The organism is bacterium, from assembly GCA_008933615.1.
Classification (GTDB): Bacteria; CLD3; CLD3; order SB21; family SB21; genus SB21.
This window is the reverse complement of the sequence record WBUR01000008.1, coordinates 1-22,036: the sequence shown is the minus strand read 5'-3', so window position 1 is coordinate 22,036 and position 22,036 is coordinate 1. Positions and strand designations below refer to the sequence as shown.

Genomic DNA, 22,036 nt, shown 5'->3' with positions numbered 1-22,036 from the left:
AAAGTCTCACTGAGCCATATTCTATTTGCCAGAAATAAACCTGTGAATGCCGCGTGCGGCAGCTTTGCCTTCTGCGGCCGCATTGACAACCTCTTTGCCGCCGTTGGCCGCGTCACCTGCGGCAAAATATTTCTTATTTGTCGTTTGAAAAAATTTATTGACTTTGATTCTGCCGTCATCGTTCAAAATTAATGCCGGTATGTGGCTGAAAAAATCAACGTGTTTTGCCTGGCCAGTTGCCTTGATCACCATGTCGCAGTCTTCTACAAATTCACTTCCTTTTATAGTTTGCAGTTTGCCGGCTTTCGTTTTTGTTCGTATAAATAAAACACCTTCCACTTTGGTTTTTCCGATGATCTTGACGGGGGCAGCATTAAACAAACTTTTTACTCCAACCTTCTTTGCAAGCTCGAATTCAAAGTCATACGCTTTCATTTCTTCTTTGGAGCGGCGATAGAACAGGGCCACTTTTTCTGCGCCCATACGCGCCGACTCCGAAGCCGCATCCATGGCAGTGTTGCCGCCGCCAAGTACCACGACCGTTTGTCCGACGCGAACCTTGTGCTGTTTCATGCGTAACTGTTCGATGAATTCAGTAGCGCCGATGCAATGCCGCAGTTTTTCTCCCGGAATATTTATTTCCGAAGTCTCGCCTAGTCCAATTCCAATAAATATTGCGTCGTATTTTGTTTCAAGTCTTTCGATATCTTTTTTGGATGCTATGGGCGAACGGTATTTAACATTAAATTCAAACTGCTCTTGAAGATATCCTATTTCATCCAGCGCTTCTTTATTGGTTATTTTATATGGCGCGACCCCGTACAACGTTAAGCCGGACGGCTTTTCTTTGGCTTCGAATACATCGACCTCATAGCCCAGCATTCGTAATTCACACGCGCAGGAAATTCCGGCCGGTCCGGCGCCGATCACAGCAATTTTCTTTCCGTTGGGTTTACCTGTAATGAATAATTTCTTGTTGTTTGTAATAGCCTGAGTCGTTGCAAAACTTTGCAGCCGTCCGATTTCAATCGGTTTAATATTTTGATGGTTGTAAACGCATGCGCCTTCGCACAGCACTTCCGTCGGGCAAACCTGCCCGCAGGCATGGCCGAGATAGTTTGCGTCATAAATAGTTTTTGCCGCTCCGATGGTATTTCCGGAATGAATCTGGCGAATGAACAGGGGGATATCTATGCCGGTCGGGCATGCTTGGATGCAGGGCGCATCGTAGCAAAACAGGCAGCGTGAGCTTTCGTAGTAAGCCTGCGTTTCATTCAGGAAGGGTTTGATTTGAGAAAAATTGCGATCAAACTCTTTCTTAGAAGATGGTTTTTGAAATTCCGGCATGGTGAAAATCCTAATTTTAATCAGAAATGTTTAAAAAGCTTTTTACATCTTTGATTTGACGGTCGGCAGATGTCTGTATCATTTTATAATTCTACCAACTTTCCGTAGGTTTCCGGACGGCGATCTCTGAAAAATTGCCATGTAGCCCGCACTTCATCGATCATGTCGAGGTTAAAGTCGGCAATGAGCAGTTCGTCCTTATCCCCGGATGCTTCCGCCAATATCTGTCCGCGAGGATCTACGAAATAAGAGGTTCCGTAAAATTTGCCAAGATTCCATGGCTTTTCAGTTCCTACGCGATTGATACAGCCCATGAAATAGCCGTTAGCTACGGCATGCGCGGGCTGTTCCAGCTTCCACAGATATTGTGACAGGCCCGCAACCGTTGCCGACGGATTGTAGACAATTTCTGCACCGTTCAAACCAAGGATTCGGGCGCCGTCGGGAAAATGACGGTCGTAGCAGATATAAACGGCAATCTTGGCATACTTCGTTTGAAAAACCGGATAACCGAGATTTCCGGGTTTAAAAAAGAATTTCTCCCAAAAGCCAGAGGTGTGCGGAATATGATTCTTTCGATATTTACCTAAATATTTTCCATCTGCATCGATCACCGCGGCAGTATTATACAAAACGCCCGGCTGTTCTTTTTCATAAATAGGAACGACCATCGCCATATTATATTTTTTTGCATAGGATTGCATTAGTTCCACCGTCGGGCCGGGAACGGATTCTGCGGATTCATACCACGATTTGTCCTGGCCGGGACAAAAATAAGGTGTGTTAAAAATTTCCTGCAAGCAAAGTATCTGCACGCCTTTTTTTCCCGCGTCTTCAATGTATGGGATATGTTTTTGTACCATCGCATCAACAATTTCACGAATGGTACCTTCTCCTTCCGTTTTCGGCAGGCTCATTTGAATAAGTCCAGATTTGATCATGCGAGGCATATTGAACTCCTTGAGTTTAGTAAACGGATTTGGCCGATTTAACGGATGATATTTTCTTTATCCGATTGATCTGTTAAATCTATTTACCAATTTTATCATAGTGTGGGTTTATAATTCTTTTTATGAAAACTTTATCGATCAGTTCAATCCGTTCAATCCGTTTACCAATCGTTATACAACTAATGATGACTTTCCGCGTTTGATAAATTTGCCATACCCTTTTTCGATCAATGCTTTTCCGTTGTCAATGGCCACTTTACCTCGCATAATGACGGTCTTGCATTTTCCTGTAACCTGCCAGCCCTCATACGCAGAGTAATCACAATGGTGGTGATGTGTTTTTGCAGAAAGCGTGTGTTTTTCATTTGGATCAAATATTACTATATCTGCATCCGAACCGATACCGATAGATCCTTTTTTAGGAAACATGCCGAATACTTTCGCCGCATTAGTGGAAGTTACTTCAACATATTTGTTTAAACTGATTTTTCCTTTATTAACGCCTTCGGAGTACAGCAATTCCATGCGGTGTTCTAACCCGGGATGGCCGTTCGGAATTTTTGAAAAATCATTTTCACCCATTTTCTTTTGCTCCCAGTTAAATGGGCAGTGGTCGGTTCCGACAATATTCACCATGCCCTGATTGAGGCCTGCCCACAACGATTCCTGATCTTTTTTCTCGCGCAGCGGCGGACTCATCACCCATTTGGCCGATTCAAATCCCTTATCATAAAGCGAAGCATCGAGTATAAGGTATTGAACACACGTTTCAACAAAAACTTTCTGATTTCGTCTGGCCGCATCGCGAACCTGATTAAGTGCGCCCTCGCAGGTGAGATGAACGATATACGACGTGACACCCGTGTGATAAGCCATGTCAACAAATCGTCCGGCGGCTTCCGATTCGGTAATTTCCGGTTGTGATAAATAGTGATACAGCGGCGAAAGTTTATTTTCTGAACGATGTTTTGCAACAAGGAAATCGATCATGTCGCCGTTGGTTGCGTGAACCGTTACCATGCCGCCTTGTTTTCGGACTTCGTTCATCAAACCGACCATCTGGCGGTCGTCGATCATTAATGCGCCTTTGTAAGCCATGAATGTTTTGAATGACGTAATACCTTCCTTTTCGATCATTTCTTTAATTTCATTTTTTGTGTTGTCGTTAAAATCCGTCACCGCCATATGAAATGAATAATCTCCAAGTGCGTTACCGTTCGATCGTCCTTGCCAGGCTTCTAGTGCGGAACGAAGCGACTTGCCCTGCGTCTGCAAAATAAAATCGATTACCGTCGTTGTCCCTCCGAATAATGCAGCGCGGGTTCCGGTTTCATAATTATCACTGGAATAGGTTCCCATAAACGGCATGTCGAGATGCACATGCGGGTCAATGCCGCCCGGAAAAACTAGTTTCCCTGCGGCGTCTATAACCTGATCGGCCTTCATATTTAAGTTTTTTCCAATCGCCGAAATCGTATCCCCTTCAACAAAAATATCGGCAACGTGATTATCTGCGACGGTGATCACTCGTCCGTTCTTGATAAGTAATGACATAGTGTCCTCCAATCTTGAAAAATTCATTTAGCGCCAAAAACCAATGACACATAGCTTCGCAAGCAAAATATAAATTGCTTTCGCTTAGTGTCTTAGCGCCTTTGTGGCAATAGGTTAAGGTCTGATTTTTGATTTCATCAACAAATAATAGATTCCGCCGGAGACCAAAACTCCGGTGAACCATGATAAATGGTAAAATATCTCCAGTGCAGGAACCCAAAATCCGATGAGAGCAGAAAAGACGCCTGCGGCTAAAGCGATCATTGCTGACGAATTGAAATTCCTGCCGCCGTAAGCATACTCGCCATCGGTTCTAAACAAGGCTTCAAGATTTAACGAGGTTTTCCTTATTAAGTAATAGTCGCAAACCAAAATTCCAAGAACAGGCCCCAATGCCCCGCTGACAAATATTAAAATGCTGCTAATTTCATTGAGCAACCACCACGGACAAATAATAATTCCGATAAAACCCGTGATGACGCCGCCGCCGAAAAAACTTATTTTTTTCGGAGATAGATTTGAAAAGGCATTTGCGGGAGCAATAACATTGGCCGCAATATTGGTTGTCAACGTTGCCATGATCATGAATATTTGGGAAACGATAACGAGGGCTGGGCTATCCAGTTTGGCTAACAGGGAAACCGGGTCCCAAGGCGCATCGTCCGCGATTAAAATGTCTTTGAAATTTATGACCGTGGCGCACGTAACGAATATGCCTACAAATGAATACAAAACCATCGCCCCGGGCAATCCTAAAAATTGACCGGCTACCTGATCTTTTTGCCTGGATGCATAACGCGTGATGTCTGAGATGCTCAAGGACATGGTTGCCCAGAAACCTACCATGGCCGTTAACCAGAGAATGTAACTTAAAAAATTGGGACTGCCGTCAGGTAGATTCGTTATGCTGACATTCACGACACTGGATTTAATAGTATCACCGGTACGAAATTGTACCTGTACAGTTTTTTTGCCCGACGACACCGATCCTTTGTTGATTTCAGAATCTTCGGGAAGCTGAAATTCATCTGAAATGGGCATCCAGTCCAGCGATTTTACAGAGCCGTCACTGAGTGGAACAGAAACTTGAAATTCGGCAGCTTTTTTACTGCCGTCGGGATTCAGCAGCGGATTTAATTGTAATGTAATTGCTCCGTTGATTTGATTCATTACGACGGACGGTCTCCCAAGTTGTTCGCCCTGATCGAGCACAATGCCGAAGCCTCCCGCTTTATTTGCACTCCATGCGATAAGAACAATGCCGATAAGAATTAAAATGGGCGCAGATAAATTTTCCAGCCACTTGATACTTTCGGTGCCTTTCCAGATGAAATACATATTCACGAGCCAGAATAAACCAAAACACACAAATTTTCCTACGCTTAATTCCGGAGTACCTGTACTGCCGGTCAACGCATTCCAGATCGCATAAAACGCCAAACCGCCGATCCACGTCTGCACGCCGAACCATCCGCATGCAACGACGGCTCTTAAAATGGACACGAGGTGAATTCCGTTGATGCCGAAAGAGGCTCGTCCGAACACGGGAAAAGGGATTCCATATTTTACTCCCACGTGGCCGTTTAACGCCATTGGAATGGTGACCAGAATATTTGCCAGGCCGATGATAATGAGCGATGCCTGCCAACTCAACCCTGACTTGATCATGTACGACGCTAAAATATAAGTCGGTATACACACGGCCATCCCAACCCACAATGCGGCCAGGCTCCACATATTCCACGTTCGCTTATTTTTGGGAACCGGGGCCAGATCGGCGCTGTACAACGGCGATCCGGATACGTCTTCTGTGAGTTCGATGATCTCGGAGTTCATGCGATCCTGTTTTTTTTACAAGTCAGCTACTAAAATTTATTCACGCAGATCACGCGAATTTACGCGGATAAAGCATTCTGCGTGAATTTGTGATATTTGCGGGAGATGAATTTGATCATCACCTTTAGTGGCAATATTCATCCGCTATAGAAATCGCTTTGGAAATAATATCCAGGCCTTCGTCAATTTGTTCTTTTGTTACGCAGAGCGGCGGTGCAGTGAATATCCAATTCCAGCGAACGAAAGTGAACATGCCGAGTTCACTTATCTTGGCCGCAACTTTATTCATAATTTCCATTTCATCCGGTTTTGCGTTCCATGGTGCCATGGGTTCTCTGGTTTCGCCATTTTTTACGAGTTCGATACAGCCGAGCAGGCCGGTGTTTCGATAATCGCCGATGGAAGGGTGTTTTTTCTTTAATTCGTCAACGCGGCTTTCGATATAGCGCCCCATATTCGCCGCATTTCCTATCAATTGTTCTTCTTCATAAATTTCAAGACACGCTAATGCGGCTGAGCAGGCCACCGCATGTGCGGAATAAGTCAGGCCGAGCGGCAATGGTTTATCATCAAAATGTTTGGCAATTTCTTCCTTAACCATAATGCCGCCCAGCGGAATATAACCGCAGGTAAGTCCTTTTGCCATGCACATGATGTCGGGTTCGATTCCGTGATGCTCTATCGCAAACATCTTTCCCGTTCTGCCGAAGCCGCTCATCACTTCATCGTCAATCCACAATATACCGTATCGATCGCACATTGATTTTAATTTTTTAATATAGCCCGGAGGATATTTGATACAACCGGAGGACCCAGACTCGCCTTCGAATAACAGTGCGGCGACATTTTGCGGGCCCTCGTATTTGATCACGCGTTCGACATGAGCGGCGGCGCGATCGGCACATTCATCAAGCGTTTTGCTGCCCCAGGGACAGCGGTAAAAATAAGGGTTTTCAACATGAACAAAATTCGGCGCAGCCTGGCTGTCCACCGCCAATCGCCGCGGATCGCCTCCGGCAGAAAACGCGCCGTAACTTGCTCCGTGAAACGATTGGTATTGTGTGATGATTTTATGACGGCCGGTGTAAATTCGAGCCAATTTAACCGCATTTTCTACCGCCTCGGCCCCGCCCAACGTAAAAAAAGTTTTGTTGAGATTACCCGGACTAATGTCGGCTAATTTTTTTCCCAGGTCGCCCCGAACTTTTGTGATCATGCCCGGATAAACATAACTCACTTCATTCATCTGCTTCATCACCGCTTCAGTTACTTTCGGATGTCCGTGGCCGATGTTGACATTCATCAACTGTGAAGAAAAATCAAGATAACGTTTCCCTCCGCGCGCGTAGAGATAAACGCCTTTTGCTTTTTCAATATTAATAGGATTCAAACCGCTCTGTTTCGACCATGAAAAAAGCGTGTGCTTCAAATTATTCTGCAGTATTTGCTGTGGATCTATCATAGTATAAATTGTTTAATGAAAAATGGATGACTAATGAAAAGATAATGACAGACGAGTTAAACCAAAAAATCGTCAATCTGCAATCTTGCAATGTTTTAACTCATCCAATTGGTTCTTGCTTCCGGATTCCACTTGGTCGAGGTCTTTTTCAATTTGGTCCAAAATTCAATTGAGCTTTTTCCGGTAATATCGCAGGTGCCGAATTTTGACTCATTCCATCCGCCGAAGGAAAACGGTTCACGCGGAACCGGAACGCCGATATTCACTCCGATCATCCCTGCGCTGGCTTTTTCCATGACAACTCGTGCCAATGCGCCGCTTTGCGTAAACACGGCCGCCGCATTACCGTAGTTGGAACGGTTCTCAATTTCAATCGCTTCATCTAAGTTCTTTGAACGAATGATCGCCAATACGGGACCGAACACTTCTTCTTTGGCGATGGCCATATCGGGTGTCACAAAATCAATAACGGTTGGTCCGACATAAAAGCCATTCTCACTGCCTGCCACTTTAGCATTTCGGCCGTCAACCAATATTTTTGCGCCCGCCTTTTCAGCCTCCGTTATATAACGTTCAATTTTTTCTTTGGCTTGTTTAGTTATAACTGAACCCAGGTTTTTCCCGGGTATAATTTTTTTCGCTTCTTCGCAAATTTTTGCGACGATAGGATCGATCGGTCCGACGCCGACCATGGCCGACGCCGCCATGCACCGTTGTCCGGCGCATCCCGACATGGAAGCCGCAACATTTGAAGCCGTCATGTCCACATGCGCATCCGGCAAAACGATCAGGTGGTTTTTTGCGCCGCCCAATGCAACGCAGCGCTTGAGGCTTGAACACGAACGTTTATAGACGATTTTTGCAACCGCGGTTGATCCGACAAACGATACCGCTTCTATTCCGGGATGATCGCATATCGCCTCGACGATTTCCCGGTCGCCGTTAACGACATTAAAAACGCCGTCCGGTAAACCCGCTTCTTTCAGCATTTCGGCTATGCGATTGGAACTGATGGGAACTTGTTCGGAAGGTTTAAGAATAAAACAGTTTCCGAGAACAATTGCATTGGGTAAAGTCCAGTGCGGAACCATGTGCGGAAAATTAAACGGTACGATTGAGGCCACAACGCCCAGCGGTTTATGCTCAACGCGGCATTCCACGCCGGCGCTGACTTCCATGACTTCACCGGCAACCAACTGCGGCATAGAACAGGCAAATTCCGTCAGCTCGATACTTTTTGCAACTTCAGCAATAGATTCGTCCATGGTTTTGCCATTTTCTTCATGAACGATGACGGCAAGTTCGTTCAAATGCTTTTCCATCAAGGTTTTGTAGCGGTAAAATATCTGAACGCGTTCTTTGATCGGCGTATTAGACCATTTGGGGAATGCCGTCTGAGCCGCTTTTACAGCCTGGTCAAGATCGTCTTTGCCGGACAAAGGCACCTTAGAGATTACAGCGCCGTCGCTTGGGCACAATACGTCCAAAGTTTTATGCCCGTTGGAAGAAAAATTTCCCGCTATATAATTTTTTACTTCAGGATACTTCATTGCCAACACCTCACAATCTAATAAAAAAAATAGAACCCGTGATCTGCTTTATTGAATATGCACATTGCACACAATACGAAAGGGACAGGAATAAAAAAGATTTGTTAACACATAGGTCAGACTTGACTCTTAAAAACTAATGTTTTTAGTTCAACATTACAATATTAATTTAATCGGCTGGGTGATTGGGAGAGTTCAATTTTGGTGGGACAATAACCGGCGGGTTACATAATTTTTGTAACCGTCAATTTCATTACGTTTTTTCTTCTCGTTCCACCCCCATTCACCGCCCATGATGTCGCCAATTATTTCGCATGCATCCATGCCTAGACTCGTATTCATGCCGACCGGCATTCTCCTGAACATAACATCTGTTAGAGTTTTGGCCCATTCATGTTTTACAGCATATATGACTTGAGCTTTTAAGTCGATACCATGGGAGCAAATTTTTTCAAACCCGCCAGGATGTAAGTCTGCCACTTCCAGAACGTCTTTAAAATGCGTTCCGTATAGTGTAACAAGATAACGGAAAGTAATTTCATCGATGCTCCATCGCCGATGAGCTTCACTGAATGTATATGTAACGAAAGATTCAAAATGTTCCATTTCTCCGCCCCACAGAGGATTACCGGCCGTGCTGCATGCAGTCACGTGGCCGGCTGTTTTATTTTCTGCTGAGTCTACGCAGAGTTTGGCAGCGTGGCGAAACGTAGTCAGCTTACCGCCAACGAGTGAGATCAGATTTGCAATTCCGTCCTTCTTTGCATGGTCCATGATGATGTGCCGTCGCGTAATCGCGCCGGGATTCTTTTTACCGGAATAAGGCAAGGGACGCACACCGGAAAATGAAAACAAAATCGAGTGGCGATTGATCTCCGCCGCAGGGAAACAATGGTTTGTTTCCGTAATCAAATAATCGATTTCCGAAAAAGACGGGGAGAGTTCATCCAAGGAATCCTGATGTCGAACGTCCGTCGTTCCTATCAGATAGTAATTCAACCAAGGGAGAATAAAAAACGGTCGCCCGTCCAATCGCGCATTCGAATAAATAGCATGGCGCGGCCCGTCAGCGAAGCGCGGCACCACGATGTGACTTCCCCGCGTTCCTCCGATCATTGGCCGACTGGGAATTTCATTTGGATTTACCATTTCGTCGATCCACGGCCCGGCGGCATTGATCACAAAGTCACATTGAAATTCTTTTTCCTGTCCGTGGATCAGATCTTTTGCTATTACCGATTGTATCCGATCATCCTTTTTAGTCAATCGAATGACCTGATGATAATTAAAGATATTCGCTCCGTTTTCTTCAGCAGAATGCAGGTTCGCCAAAACGAGACGTTCCGGGTAAGGACACTGCGCATCCCAATACGCGATACCTCCTTGTAGTTTACGTTGGTCTAATCCCGGCTCAATCGCATTCAGTTGTTTAGGCGTGAAGGTCTCGTGAAGGGGCAAGGAGCTGTTAGTTGACAAAAATTCATATAGCTTCATTCCAAAACGGAGCGTGGTCAACCAATGCGGTGAGTAACGGTAAACACTCAGCAATATGTGCAGTGGCTGTATATTATAGGGATGAATGCGCAGGAGAATTTCCCTTTCTCGCAGGGATTCACGAACGAGGCCAAATTCCCAGTGTTCAAGATACCGTAGACCGCCGTGAATGAGTTTGCTTGATGCCCAGCTGGTACCTGAACAAAAATCATTTTTTTCAAGCAGGGTCACCTTCCATCCGCGCAGAGCCGCGTCGCGCGCTATGCCAGCGCCATTGATACCGCCGCCGATTACTACGAGTTTTTTCATCACGATAATGTACGAAATTATTTAGTCGAATGTTTTAAATTTGTAAGGGCGTCTGAAAATGGAAGAAATTAAATTGGTTGGTTATAAAGGCAAAAGAAATATGGAGATCAAAATAGCTAGAGATATTTTTTTAAATAATTATCCGCCCACTTGTGAGAATACCGTATTAACCTGGATCATATCGGAAATAACCAGCGGATGATGTTCCGGTTTGTCAATGAGGATTCGTTCACGGATCCATTGTTCTAATTCGTCATCGGATCGTCCGCTTCGGATGAATCCCTTCAGATCAAGTCCGTCATTGGAAAATAAACACCATTTCAATTTTCCAAGGGAGGTAAGGCGGATGCGGTTACAGGAAGAACAAAAATGCTCCGCATACGGATCGATAAATCCGATCTTTCCGGCGAAACCAGGAATTTCAAATAGTTTGGCAGGCCCGGTTTTTTCGGGTTCGATCACGGGGATCAATTCATATTTTTTTGAAACAATATTCTTCAGCTGCTCTGTTTTTATGATGCGGGAATGTTCAAATTCATTTCCCAGGCCGCCGGAAGACGGCATGTATTCGATGAAGCGTACATGCAGAGGCGTTTTATGCGCAAGTTCGACGAAATCATAGATTTCACCGTCATTAAACCCATTCATCACGACCATGTTCAATTTGACCGGAGTAAATCCTAATTCCACCGCGCGCCAAATCGCATTCCATACTTGATCAAATCCGTCAAATCGCGCGAGACTCTTGAATTTGTTTTTGTCCAGCGTGTCAAGACTGATGTTAACGCGGTGCAGGCCGCCCTTTTTAAATTCAACCGCGAGTTCATTCAGGAGGTATCCGTTGGTTGTCATAGCGAATGATTTCAGCGGTAATTTTCCAATCCGATAAACCAGCTCAGCAATGTCTTTTCGTACTGTTGGTTCTCCTCCCGAAATGCGGATCTTTTCAACGCCGAGCCGGACAAATGTTTTTGCAATGCGTTCGATCTCGTTATAAGTGAGCAGTTCTGCGCGCGGAACAAACTCGACACCGTCCGACGGCATGCAATACACGCAACGAAAATTGCACCGGTCGGTAACAGAAATTCTCAGGTAATCTATTTTGCGGTTGAATCCGTCTATCAATGGCATGCGAAATTCCTGTATTTCTTTAAAATCACAACGGATTTTAGTCAAATAAATTTCAAAAATCAATGGTAGGAATCATGTTTTATCGAATCGTCGTATTGAATATAATAAGAATAGAACGTATATTTTACAGTCATCGTAATTAATACAAATTGAAAATATAAGGAAATGAATATGCGAACCATTCGTGCCCCGCGCGGCAATCAACTCACTTGTAAAAGCTGGCTTACGGAAGCGCCGATGCGCATGCTGATGAATAACCTCGATCCTGAGGTTGCGGAGAATCCGCAAGAACTCGTTGTTTACGGCGGCTCCGGTAAGGCGGCGCGAAATTGGGAATGTTTCGACGCGATTGTAAAATCATTGCAGCATTTAGAGAATGATGAGACATTGCTGGTTCAATCCGGTAAACCGGTTGCAGTATTCAAATCCCATTCCGACGCGCCTCGCGTGATCATCGCCAATTCCAACATTGTTCCGCATTGGGCGACCTGGGAAAATTTCCGTGAATATGAAAAAATGGGTTTGACCATGTATGGACAGATGACTGCCGGGAGCTGGATTTATATTGGAACGCAGGGTATTCTGCAGGGCACGTATGAGACCTTTGCCGAGTGCGGACGAAAACATTTTAACGGCACGTTGAGAGGAACGATCACGTTGACCGCGGGATTAGGCGGAATGGGTGGAGCGCAACCGTTAGCTGTAACCATGAATGACGGAGTAGCGATTTGTGTGGAGGTAGACCCGTACCGTATTCAGCGCCGGCTGGAAACCAAATATTGCGACGTGATGGTCAAAGATCTAAGCGAGGCGTGGAAACTGGCGCAGCAATTCAAGATCAAAGGCGAAGGAAAATCAATTGCGCTTTTGGGTAATGCGGCGGACATTCTACCGGACATGCTGAACCGCGGAATGATCCCGGATATCGTTACGGATCAGACTTCCGCGCATGATGCGCTGCATGGGTATGTTCCGTCAGGATTGAAAGTGGAAGAACTTAGCGAATGGCGAAAGAACAAACCCGATGAATACATTCGCCGTTCTATGGAGTCTATGGCGGCGCACGTTCGCGCAATGCTGGACTTTCAGAAAAAGGGTTCGATTGTTTTTGATTACGGAAACAATATCCGCGCGCAGGCTCAGAAACAGGGCGTCGCCAACGCGTTTGATTTTCCCGGATTCGTGCCGGCATTCATTCGTCCGTTATTTTGCGAAGGACAAGGGCCTTTTCGCTGGGCTGCATTGTCCGGCGACCCGGAAGATATTTACGTGACCGATCGCGCGCTTATGGATGCGTTTCCGGAAAAGGAAGGGCTGCAACGTTGGCTTGGACAGGCAAAGGAAAAGATTCAATTTCAGGGACTGCCTTGCCGGATTTGCTGGTTAGGGTATGGCGAACGTGAAAAGGCCGGACTGATATTCAACGAACTGGTTCGCACAGGAAAGGTCAAAGCGCCGATCGTGATAGGACGAGATCATCTGGATTGCGGCTCCGTGGCTTCGCCCAACCGTGAGACGGAAGCGATGAAAGATGGAAGCGATGCCATTGCCGACTGGCCGCTGCTCAATTTTGCTATTAATGCGGTTAACGGCGCAACATGGGTTTCCCTCCACCACGGCGGAGGCGTTGGAATCGGGTATTCGATTCATGCCGGAATGGTGATTGTAGCGGACGGAACACCCGAAGCGGCGAAACGCTTACAACGGGTTTTGACAAGTGATCCCGGCATGGGCGTTGTACGCCATGTGGATGCAGGTTACGATGAGGCGGTTAAAGTTGCCAAGGCAAAGGATGTGAAGATACCGATGATGAAGTAAAAATGATTCACACTAATCTTGTGCATGATCTAAATTTCCCAGCGCTTCGAAATATTTCTTGATCAATTCCTCATAGTCTTTGGAATATCCTTGTTTCATCTCCTTGAGAAGTTCCTGCCGTAATTTGCTTTTACGATCAGTCAGATCTTTCGAAAGCTCATTAGGCGATTTAGTTTTATACTCTTTACCCGTTTCGCCTACTCTTTTTTCGCTCTGATCTTTTTCCTGTTGCGATTTGGTCGCGTCAAGCATGCGCTGTAATATTTTCTGTTGTCGCTGAATCGTCTCACGGCCGATATTTTTTTTCTGCATGTCTTTGATCACTTCGTCCATTTCCTTTGCCATGTTCTCCAGTTTGCCTTTGATATCCTGGTGTCCCTCCAATCCGGACTGCATATTTTCAAGAGATTCTCTCAACGCTTGCTGTTCCGCCATCATGCGGCCAAGCTGTGCCTGTTGCTCCGGCGTCATACTGCCGGGGTTTTGTTCCCCGAACGGCATCGTGCCGTCATTAATCCCTTGCTGCCGGCCTGCCATTTTCTGAAGGTCTTCCATTAATTGTTCAAGCCCTGTTCCGGATTGACCGCTGTTCATTTTATCCATGGATTGCAGCAGTAACTTGATTGCATCGTTCACGGCGACCATGGATGAGTTTTGGTTGCTGGTAGCGCGAATAGTATTGCGTTCCTCAAGATCTTTCACGGCATCGTTCATGGCGCTTAAGGATTGTGCGACAATTTTTCCGAGGGCCGTTGTGACATAAAAAGTCTTGTTGGACAATTCTATCAGATTTTCGGTCACGCGGCTCATATTGGAAAGAACGTCAGCCTGTTGCTGCGCCGTCGCGCGAAATTGAGGGCTGGCGAATGTCAGCGATCGGCTGTCGACCATGACTCGTTCCTGTTCTTTTGATATTTCTAACATATCCACCACGATTTTTCGCATAGCATTCATGATCTGTTGGTTTTGCTGTTGCTGGAACTCCTGCCGGGCCTTTTGCAGTTGTTGAGCCAGTGAATCAAGGCCTTCTTTAATTTCCTGCTGATTCTGTTTGTTCTCTTTCGAGTTTTGTTCCCCTCCTTGAATAGCGGACTGGGATTGATCCATTTGTTTCTGCATTTGTCCGCTTTCCATTTGGCTTATCGCCTTGTCCAGTTCTTTCGTTTCCGCCTTCTTATCAATATCCTTTACAAGATCGCTCAATTCCTTGCTTTTCTGTTCAAGGTTTTCCAGCGATTGTTTAATCTTTTCCTGTTCTTTGGCTAGCGCAGACCTCTCGTTTTCATTTTTAATTTTTTTTGACAATTCATTCAGTTGTTCCTGCCGTTGCCGGAGATCTTCGGCTTGTTTTTTTAGCAGGTCGAACATTTGTTCCGCTTTGATACGTTTGAGCAGTTCCACCGTTCTGTCCATGCTTTTTTTGAATGATTCCTGATCAAATTTAAAGTTCTTAAGCGCGTCCTTCATTTGTTTTTGATCGAAATTGTTTTTCATCGCCTGCTGAAGCTGCCGCATGATTTCCTGCATCTCTTTGCTGTTAACTTCCGACAGCAGTTTTTGAAGTTCCTGATATTTATCCAACGTCTCTTTAGATAGTAATTTATTATCCTTCATTTTTTCCGTCATCTTATCGAGCGACTCCTTCATCGCTTCGATGTCCTTCTGCATCTTTTCCTGTTTCTCGGCTAGTTGTTTTATTTTCTCCTTATCTTTCCAGTCAAGTTTTTTGTTTTCCTTAAGGAGTTCCTTATTGATTTCTTCAAGGTCTTTCCTGATATTTTCGCTTTCGTTGGCAATATCCTCGGCTTTGGCTATATGCTGATTCTGTTCTTTGTTAACTTCGGAGAGTATTTCCTCCAGCGATGGAAACCTCAGCTGGCGTACGTCACTCTTGGCGCTTTTAGGGCCGCTGATCGCGTCGTTATCAAAAACCTCGAGGTAGTACATGATTCTATCTTCGGGCTGCAGGCCAAGCGAGGAAAAATTCCATGTATATGAAATACCTTGATTGATTAAAGAATGATTGAGCAGAAATGACAAGTCCAGCGGCGAAAATTTGTCTTGCGGAATGAGGAGGCCATTGGTTTGTTCGATTTTATAATACAACGTCAATTTTGTCAGACCAAAATCATCCTGTACATCCGATAACAAACGCACGGTCATATTTTCATTTATGTCCAGATCCTTATCGGGTTCAACCAGTCTGACAAGGGGAAATTCATCGGCAATCACAGCCAACCGGTATTCTACGGGGTTACTGCTCTCGACATTTTCTTTGTCCGTAAGCAGCAGGTGATACGTCAGGTTTTTGCTTAGTTGAAAAGACGCTTCGGCTTTCTGCTGCGAGAACCTGCCCAATTGAAGAGGTAACGTTGAGCTGTCTGAAAAAACTATCTGTGCGGTTTTAAGCGGTTTAGTAGTTTCGATCATCAGTTTGATAACCGATCCTTTAAGAGCCGTTACGTCACCGATATTTTCATCCTCCGATCTGGTTTCCAATCCGGAATAATCCGGATAATCGATCTCGATTTGCAGGCGCTTGACCGCCGGGCGTTTGAGGGTCGTAATTTGGAAATCATCCGACTTCAATGTGCGCCGCCGCGGCGAATTCTTATCAACCGCCGTCGCGTAATAAAACAGGTCCTGTCTGACATTGCGGATTTCATAATTAAAAATTCCGGATGAGTCTTTTTTCAATATTTCTTCTTTAAACAATTCGACACCCGCAGGCCGAATCCAGATAGAAATTCGATCGGGAAGTACCGGAGTCAAAACCGGATCCGGGCTAAGTTCGATGATTATGGTTATATTGTGGCCTTGTAAAATTTCCGTATTACCCGGGCTTATTTTCCATGTGAATGGAGGCGGGTCGTGCATTTCCATATTTGGATTAAGCAGTCGGGCAAAGGCGTTGGTTAACGGACTATACAATACGGCAAAAACGGCAAGGGAAACAACCGCAACGATTGAACTGCGGCGTATTGCTTTCCTGAAACGGCTGTAATTTACAGTCAGTCTAAAATCCAATTGTTGCGTTGCGGATTGAATGGTCTGCAGGGCAGCCTGCACCAGGGAATCGGAATAGTCCGGTGATGCCCGCAGGTTGTAAATTTGTATGGCATTTGCAAGACGATCCTTTATTTCCGGAAATCGTTCGCCAACTTTCTTTGCCAGAGTAATATCATCAAACGAATACGCAATACCTGTGAAACGCAGTAACGGATATATCAAAAAAATGAGGCACGATACGGCAATAGAAACAAGGGCTGCAATGGCAATAATCCATCGGCCGAGAACATCAGGTGAGAAAAAAAGCTCAATTAAACCGGCGCTGATAATCAGAATGAAAGAAAATGACACAAACCATAACATGCCGGAGAAGAGCGTTACAAGGTTCTCTCTGCGCCTCAAGGCATCGATCTTTGTTTTGAGTTCGGCGTATAATTCGTGCGTGGACATATTATGGTAACGTCTTCCCGGCGGAATTGTTCTAATTTTTACGTTAAATTATTTGAATTGCGGCTAAGCAAACCCATCACGAAATTATACAAAGAGTTTGGCTTAAAAACAAAAAACACCGACAACAAATAATTCATCGGTGTTATTGTGAATAATGTTTGAAAGGACTACAATCTATTGAGAAGTTCTTTCTGATTGAGTTCCGACTTTGTTTTGGTTTGCTCTTTTTCTCTTGTCCTGATCAATTCTGCTTCTTTGAAAAAATCAGACTTCGCGGCTAAATAATATATAATAAAATCGGACGAATCGTGGATGAAAATTTGATTACCTTGTTCATCCGTGATGCAGCTGTTTTTCAAATCAATTGATTTACTTAGATATTTCTTAGACAGCGATTCAACGAGTTTTATTTTATCATTAGGAGTCAAATACGAGAACGTGTAATTGAAAAGGAACATGTTGTTCTTAAAGAAATGCATCTCACATTTAGTCTTATGGCCGCCCAGCAAAAATTTGTAGAATAAAATGTGATTTTTTAAAACCGTAATATGGGTCAGCCTGCAATGGGGTTCGCCGTATTTTTTGAGTACGTCCTCACTGCTGCAGCCCAATTCCGGTTTGGCAGAAACGGTCGATTCAATCGAAGTCAACTTGTTGCTGACGGAAAGCAAGCTTAAATAGGACTGGATGTTACTATATCTTGCCGACAATCTCTCATAATACCGGCTTCGCGAATAATAGTATTCAGATTGCGAAGGCAGCGCTTTCTTTATTTTGCGTAGAATTCTTTTCATGAATCGGTATTATTTCGAGGGTTAATCGGTGAGCTGAACGAAAGCACATTCATACTGAAATCCAGACTATAACATTTACATAATAATTAAATCAAGAAACGCTGCACTATTTTTCGATCAATAAATGCAGATGAATTAGTATGAACCTGAGGCAGATTTTGAACCGGTCTGTAAACATAAAGACATTTCGATCTTTTGTCAAGAAAAAATAAAAACACCGATAAGAGATGTCTCATCGGTGTTTTTTATGAAAAGGTGTTGAAAGGTTACTTGACTTTTTCGCTCCAAACCTTGGCTTGCGTGAAAAGCATCAGATAATCCCTGCCGCCGGCTTTGGAATCCGTACCGCTCATATTGAAACCGCCGAAAGGATGAGCGCCGACCATGGCGCCGGTGCATTTACGGTTCAAATACAGGTTGCCGACATGAAATTCTTCCTTCGCACGTTCGATCTTCTTTTTATTTTTTGAATAAACGGCGCCGGTCAATCCGTATTCGGTATTATTTGCAATTTCCAAAGCTTCATCGTAATTCTTTGCTTTGATCACAGCGAGTACCGGGCCGAAAATCTCTTCCTGGGAAATCGTGTCTTTCGGTTTCACGTTATCCACGATGGTCGGCGTCAGGAAACTTCCTACAGAGTCGTCTTTGGTTCCGCCGAAAACGATCTCGCCGCCTTCCTGTTTTGCTTTGTCAATGTACCACATCATACTTCCAAGCGCTTTATCATTGATCACAGGTCCCATATAGTTCTTAGGATCGGCGGGATTTCCAACCGTCAGCGTTTTCGCCTTGTCAAGAAGTTTGCTCATGAATTTTTGATGCACACTTTCAACTACGATGGCGCGCGAGCAGGCGGAACATTTCTGTCCCTGGAATCCGAATGCAGAGTAAAGCACGCCTTCGGCCGCTTTATCAAGATCAGCTTCGTTATCAACGATGATCGAATCTTTGCCTCCCATTTCTGCCACCACGCGTTTGATCCAGAGCTGGCCGGTCTGTGTTTCGGCGGCGGCTTTATTAATATGCAAGCCGACTGATTTAGAGCCGGTGAACGCGATGAAACGGGTTAACGGATGCTTGGTCAATGCGTCACCCATGCCGGAACCCGGCCCGGGAACGAAGTTGAGAACTCCTTTCGGCAAACCAACTTCTTCCATCAACTCAAAAAACTTTATCGCGATGGAGGGCGAATCACTGGAGGGCTTAAGTACAACGGTATTTCCCGCAACGATGGCGGCCGTTGTCATACCAACGAGAATAGCCAACGGGAAATTCCACGGGGGAATTACCGCGCCGACGCCTAGCGGAATATAAAGCAGGCGATTTTTTTCGGCGGGAAGTTTTACCAACGGCTGATCGCCGGCATAACGCAGCATTTCACGTCCGTAGAATTCCATAAAGTCGATCGCTTCCGCCGTATCGGCATCCGCTTCGACCCAACTCTTCCCAACTTCAAATACCATCCATGATGAAAACTCGTGTTTACGTTTACGCATAATCGCGGCGGCTTTGAATAGATATTGCGCGCGTTTTTCCGGCGTGACGGTGCGCCATTTCAGAAATTTTTCATGCGCCAGTTCAATCGCTTTATTGGCATATTCTTCATTTGCCTGATAGAACGTGCCGATCACTTGCTCGCGATTCGAAGGATTCAGCGAGCGTAATGTCTGATTGGTGCGAATGCGGTCGCCGTCAATGATGACGAAATATTCTTTACCGAGTTCACTTTCAACTTTTTTTAATGCCTTTTCAAATGCCTTTTTGTTGGCAGATTTAGAAAAATCCGTCAAAGGCTCATTTTTGAAAGCGCTTATTTTTTTTCCGGCCATAATCAGCTCCTATATTTATTAAGTTTCAACATGTCCATTCAATCGCGACTGAATATAGCGAAGTAACAAATTTGTTTCAAGCAAATAACGCGATCAAATTGTAAAATTATTATCAAAAATGCTGTTCAAATCTCTTGCGGCAATCGGTTACTAATGGTTGTTTATTATAAATTTAATTTAGCTGGGTTGTGCAACTGAATGTTGTTGCCAATCACGACGGCGTTCCGGAAATTTTTGAATTAAATATTTCTTCGACACGTTCTTTATTTGGAAAAGTAAGAATCACGAATCCGATGAGTATTAAAGCCGTGATCGCATTCAACCAAATCGACGGGGTCTCCTGTATGGTACCGTTAAACGTGGCAATTAAACAAATGACCAAACCGAATATTGCCGGCGCTTCGATCATGGCGAGCCGGACGATCATAGCGGAACGGATTATCGCCAACATTTTTTCTGCCGGGTTTTCAATAACGCGTCCCTGTCCGTCTTTCATTATTTTAGTTACGCCGTTGCGGAGCACGGAGGAACTGAGTAAAAGATTGAACACAACGCGCGCTACGGTGTAAACAGCGGCCGCAATCATAATGTGCGCGAGGGTTAGTATATTAATCAAATCGTAATCGTCATTCGTGATGCGAGCGTCAACATTCATCGTTTGCGATGAATACACAAACAATACAACGCCCATGAACATCACCACTCCCAATCCGATGGCGCCCTGAATGATCTGGATAACACGAATATTCTGAGGTGTCAGTGCGGATTGGAATTCGGTCAGGGTGACTTCGGTGAGTGAATGCATATGATGCCTCCTGGAATGGGTAATAAAATCTATCGGTTTATTTTAGAATTTACCAAAAAAGAATGCTCAACCCCATAGTTGTAACCCACAGGCTTTTTTCCCCGGCCGTACCCAGATGCACCAGGATTAATTTGCCTGGAGAGGGTTTTATGCCGGCCGATATGGAGATGGACAAAATACGGGGAACGCCGGAATTCATTTTATCTAAACTCAATGAAGTTCCAAAACCCACTTCGGGCGCAATCACGATTTCTTTGGTATTAACAGCAAGAACTGAAAGACCGCATGCAATAGCTAAACCGTGTTTCCCGTATTTTTCTTTGTTCCCAAAACGGAAGTAGCCCACGTCAACGACCGGTGCAATAGTGTTGTCGCCGTACAATTCGGCCCCGCATGCAAAATAACCCGTCGAAGCATGATTCGCCGATATTTTTCCCGCTGAAAAGATAAATTCGGCGCTTTTAGCAAAGCCGGTGGTTAAATCAACACTCTCGGAAGTTTCGCCGGAACCCTGTGAAAAAGACCCTCCCAGGCCAAGAGAAAATCCATGAGCGTTATCTATATATCTGCGTTGAGCTGTTAGGAAGTCGGTTTCACATAGAAATAAAATTAAAAGAACGTAAAAAAATATTTTTGCGGGCATTCCTATCTCCGATGTCAGCAATGTTTTCTAATTATGATACAGCAGATCGTCCGTTAGCGTATACGTACTAAGCGCTTTCATGTAGTTGGCGCGCTCGAATGCGGCCGGATCGGCAACCGATTTCTGGCTCATACTTCCGAGCATTTGTTCGACGGATACGTATTCATGCTCTTTCATCCAGGTTTCCATGCCGCGTAAAATTTCAGTTATACGGCCGATCCCGTTTTGTAACAAGGTCGAACAAACCATCGTAACATTAGCGCCGGCCATCAGCATTTTGAGGGCATCTTCATGCGTATGAATGCCGCCGGTTGCACCGAGGCTTGCTTTGATGCGGCCGTGCAGAATGGCAACCCATCGCAAAGGAAGACGCATGGACTGCGGCGTGCTCAGCATGACGTTCGGAACCACTTCCAGTTTTTCAAGATCGATGTCCGGCTGGTAAAACCGGTTGAACAAAACCAGCGCATCAATACCCAATTTGTCGAATCGCTTCGCCATGTGGGCCAACGATGTGAAATAAGGGCTGAGTTTTACGGCAACAGGAATTTTCAGGTTCTTTATCGATCGGGCGGTCTCGAGATATCGTTGTTCCAATTGTTCGCTCGATTCGGTGACATCGGCCGCAACATAATACATATTAAGTTCGATTCCGTCGACGCCCGTTTCCTGAATTTGTTTAGCGTATTGCAGCCATCCGTTATTTGATGAGCCGTTGAGGCTGGCGATGATAGGAATATTCACCGCTTCACGCGCTTTCCGGATATGCTCAAGATATTCCTCAGGCCCATGATTATATTTTTGCAGATCGACAAAATAGGAAAGAGCTTCTGAAAAACTTTCCGTGCCGTGCGTCATGTGGTAATAAAGCTCCATGGATTCGTGCGTGATCTGCTCTTCGAAAAGCGAATACATCACGATCGCAGATGCGCCGGCGTCTTCCATACGGCGGATATTCGCAATGTCCTTGGACAATGGAGAAGCCGAAGGAACGATCGGGTTTTTTAACTTCATTCCCATGTACGACGTAGATAAGTCCATAAAGGTACCTT

15 protein-coding genes are annotated in these 22,036 nt (G+C 45.0%); 1 reads left to right on the top strand and 14 read right to left on the bottom strand.

Annotated elements, in window-relative coordinates:
• Positions 1-21: 21 nt before the first annotated feature.
• The 8 genes from F9K33_04375 to moaA all read right to left on the bottom strand — a co-directional run bounded on the left by F9K33_04375 (position 22) and on the right by moaA (position 11,633).
• Positions 22-1,347 (bottom strand): NAD(P)-binding protein, encoded by a 1,326-nt coding sequence (locus F9K33_04375; GenBank protein ID KAB2880599.1) that lies wholly within the window; start codon positions 1,345-1,347, stop codon positions 22-24.
• 83 nt (positions 1,348-1,430) lie between these two features.
• Complete coding sequence (locus F9K33_04370; GenBank protein KAB2880660.1) at positions 1,431-2,264, bottom strand: acyltransferase; 834 nt, start codon at positions 2,262-2,264, stop codon at positions 1,431-1,433.
• Between the two features lie 204 nt (positions 2,265-2,468).
• Entirely contained in the window at positions 2,469-3,851 is a 1,383-nt protein-coding gene (gene hydA / locus F9K33_04365) for a dihydropyrimidinase (protein ID KAB2880598.1), read from the bottom strand.
• Between the two features lie 114 nt (positions 3,852-3,965).
• A complete protein-coding gene (locus F9K33_04360; protein KAB2880597.1) occupies positions 3,966-5,687 on the bottom strand; it encodes an NCS1 family nucleobase:cation symporter-1 in 1,722 nt (573 codons plus the stop codon).
• Between the two features lie 124 nt (positions 5,688-5,811).
• The gene (locus F9K33_04355; GenBank protein KAB2880596.1) at positions 5,812-7,149 is read right to left on the bottom strand and encodes an aminotransferase class III-fold pyridoxal phosphate-dependent enzyme; all 1,338 of its coding nucleotides are present in this window, start codon (positions 7,147-7,149) and stop codon (positions 5,812-5,814) included.
• 95 nt (positions 7,150-7,244) lie between these two features.
• On the bottom strand, positions 7,245-8,699 hold the full coding sequence (locus tag F9K33_04350; protein ID KAB2880595.1) for a CoA-acylating methylmalonate-semialdehyde dehydrogenase: 1,455 nt from the start codon (positions 8,697-8,699) through the stop codon (positions 7,245-7,247).
• A 195-nt stretch (positions 8,700-8,894) separates the two neighbouring features.
• Positions 8,895-10,502 carry a glycerol-3-phosphate dehydrogenase/oxidase gene (locus F9K33_04345; protein KAB2880594.1) on the bottom strand — a complete coding sequence of 536 codons (1,608 nt, stop codon included), beginning with the start codon at positions 10,500-10,502 and terminating at the stop codon, positions 8,895-8,897.
• 138 nt (positions 10,503-10,640) lie between these two features.
• Positions 10,641-11,633, bottom strand: coding sequence for a GTP 3',8-cyclase MoaA (gene moaA, locus F9K33_04340; protein KAB2880593.1), 993 nt, complete (start codon positions 11,631-11,633; stop codon positions 10,641-10,643).
• A 171-nt stretch (positions 11,634-11,804) separates the two neighbouring features.
• Between moaA and hutU the strand changes: the two genes are divergently transcribed.
• Entirely contained in the window at positions 11,805-13,451 is a 1,647-nt protein-coding gene (gene hutU, locus F9K33_04335; protein KAB2880592.1) for a urocanate hydratase, read from the top strand.
• 12 nt (positions 13,452-13,463) lie between these two features.
• Here hutU and F9K33_04330 read toward each other — a convergent pair whose 3' ends face one another.
• The 6 genes from F9K33_04330 to F9K33_04305 form a co-directional block, all read right to left on the bottom strand.
• Positions 13,464-16,910 (bottom strand): hypothetical protein, encoded by a 3,447-nt coding sequence (locus F9K33_04330; GenBank protein ID KAB2880591.1) that lies wholly within the window; start codon positions 16,908-16,910, stop codon positions 13,464-13,466.
• Positions 16,911-17,077: 167 nt separating this feature from the next.
• The gene (locus tag F9K33_04325; protein ID KAB2880590.1) at positions 17,078-17,704 is read right to left on the bottom strand and encodes a hypothetical protein; all 627 of its coding nucleotides are present in this window, start codon (positions 17,702-17,704) and stop codon (positions 17,078-17,080) included.
• A gap of 266 nt (positions 17,705-17,970) precedes the next feature.
• Positions 17,971-19,536 carry an L-glutamate gamma-semialdehyde dehydrogenase gene (pruA, locus tag F9K33_04320; protein KAB2880589.1) on the bottom strand — a complete coding sequence of 522 codons (1,566 nt, stop codon included), beginning with the start codon at positions 19,534-19,536 and terminating at the stop codon, positions 17,971-17,973.
• Positions 19,537-19,747: 211 nt separating this feature from the next.
• Entirely contained in the window at positions 19,748-20,341 is a 594-nt protein-coding gene (locus F9K33_04315; GenBank protein KAB2880588.1) for an ATP synthase F0 subunit C, read from the bottom strand.
• A 49-nt stretch (positions 20,342-20,390) separates the two neighbouring features.
• Complete coding sequence (locus tag F9K33_04310) at positions 20,391-20,984, bottom strand: hypothetical protein (GenBank protein ID KAB2880587.1); 594 nt, start codon at positions 20,982-20,984, stop codon at positions 20,391-20,393.
• A gap of 27 nt (positions 20,985-21,011) precedes the next feature.
• Positions 21,012-22,025: a dihydroorotate dehydrogenase-like protein gene (locus tag F9K33_04305; GenBank protein KAB2880586.1), complete on the bottom strand. Its 1,014-nt coding sequence runs from the start codon at positions 22,023-22,025 to the stop codon at positions 21,012-21,014.
• Positions 22,026-22,036: the final 11 nt, after the last annotated feature.

What these genes read in the sequence shown, in the direction of transcription:
- F9K33_04375 (KAB2880599.1), bottom strand. Translation starts at nt 1,347, where the DNA reads ATGCCGGAATTTCAAAAACCATCTTCTAAGAAAGAGTTTGATCGCAAT.
- F9K33_04370 (KAB2880660.1), bottom strand. Translation starts at nt 2,264, where the DNA reads ATGAGCCTGCCGAAAACGGAAGGAGAAGGTACCATTCGTGAAATTGTT.
- hydA (KAB2880598.1), bottom strand. Translation starts at nt 3,851, where the DNA reads ATGTCATTACTTATCAAGAACGGACGAGTGATCACCGTCGCAGATAAT.
- F9K33_04360 (KAB2880597.1), bottom strand. Translation starts at nt 5,687, where the DNA reads ATGAACTCCGAGATCATCGAACTCACAGAAGACGTATCCGGATCGCCG.
- F9K33_04355 (KAB2880596.1), bottom strand. Translation starts at nt 7,149, where the DNA reads ATGATAGATCCACAGCAAATACTGCAGAATAATTTGAAGCACACGCTT.
- F9K33_04350 (KAB2880595.1), bottom strand. Translation starts at nt 8,699, where the DNA reads ATGAAGTATCCTGAAGTAAAAAATTATATAGCGGGAAATTTTTCTTCC.
- F9K33_04345 (KAB2880594.1), bottom strand. Translation starts at nt 10,502, where the DNA reads ATGAAAAAACTCGTAGTAATCGGCGGCGGTATCAATGGCGCTGGCATA.
- moaA (KAB2880593.1), bottom strand. Translation starts at nt 11,633, where the DNA reads ATGCCATTGATAGACGGATTCAACCGCAAAATAGATTACCTGAGAATT.
- hutU (KAB2880592.1), top strand. Translation starts at nt 11,805, where the DNA reads ATGCGAACCATTCGTGCCCCGCGCGGCAATCAACTCACTTGTAAAAGC.
- F9K33_04330 (KAB2880591.1), bottom strand. Translation starts at nt 16,910, where the DNA reads ATGTCCACGCACGAATTATACGCCGAACTCAAAACAAAGATCGATGCC.
- F9K33_04325 (KAB2880590.1), bottom strand. Translation starts at nt 17,704, where the DNA reads ATGAAAAGAATTCTACGCAAAATAAAGAAAGCGCTGCCTTCGCAATCT.
- pruA (KAB2880589.1), bottom strand. Translation starts at nt 19,536, where the DNA reads ATGGCCGGAAAAAAAATAAGCGCTTTCAAAAATGAGCCTTTGACGGAT.
- F9K33_04315 (KAB2880588.1), bottom strand. Translation starts at nt 20,341, where the DNA reads ATGCATTCACTCACCGAAGTCACCCTGACCGAATTCCAATCCGCACTG.
- F9K33_04310 (KAB2880587.1), bottom strand. Translation starts at nt 20,984, where the DNA reads ATGCCCGCAAAAATATTTTTTTACGTTCTTTTAATTTTATTTCTATGT.
- F9K33_04305 (KAB2880586.1), bottom strand. Translation starts at nt 22,025, where the DNA reads ATGGACTTATCTACGTCGTACATGGGAATGAAGTTAAAAAACCCGATC.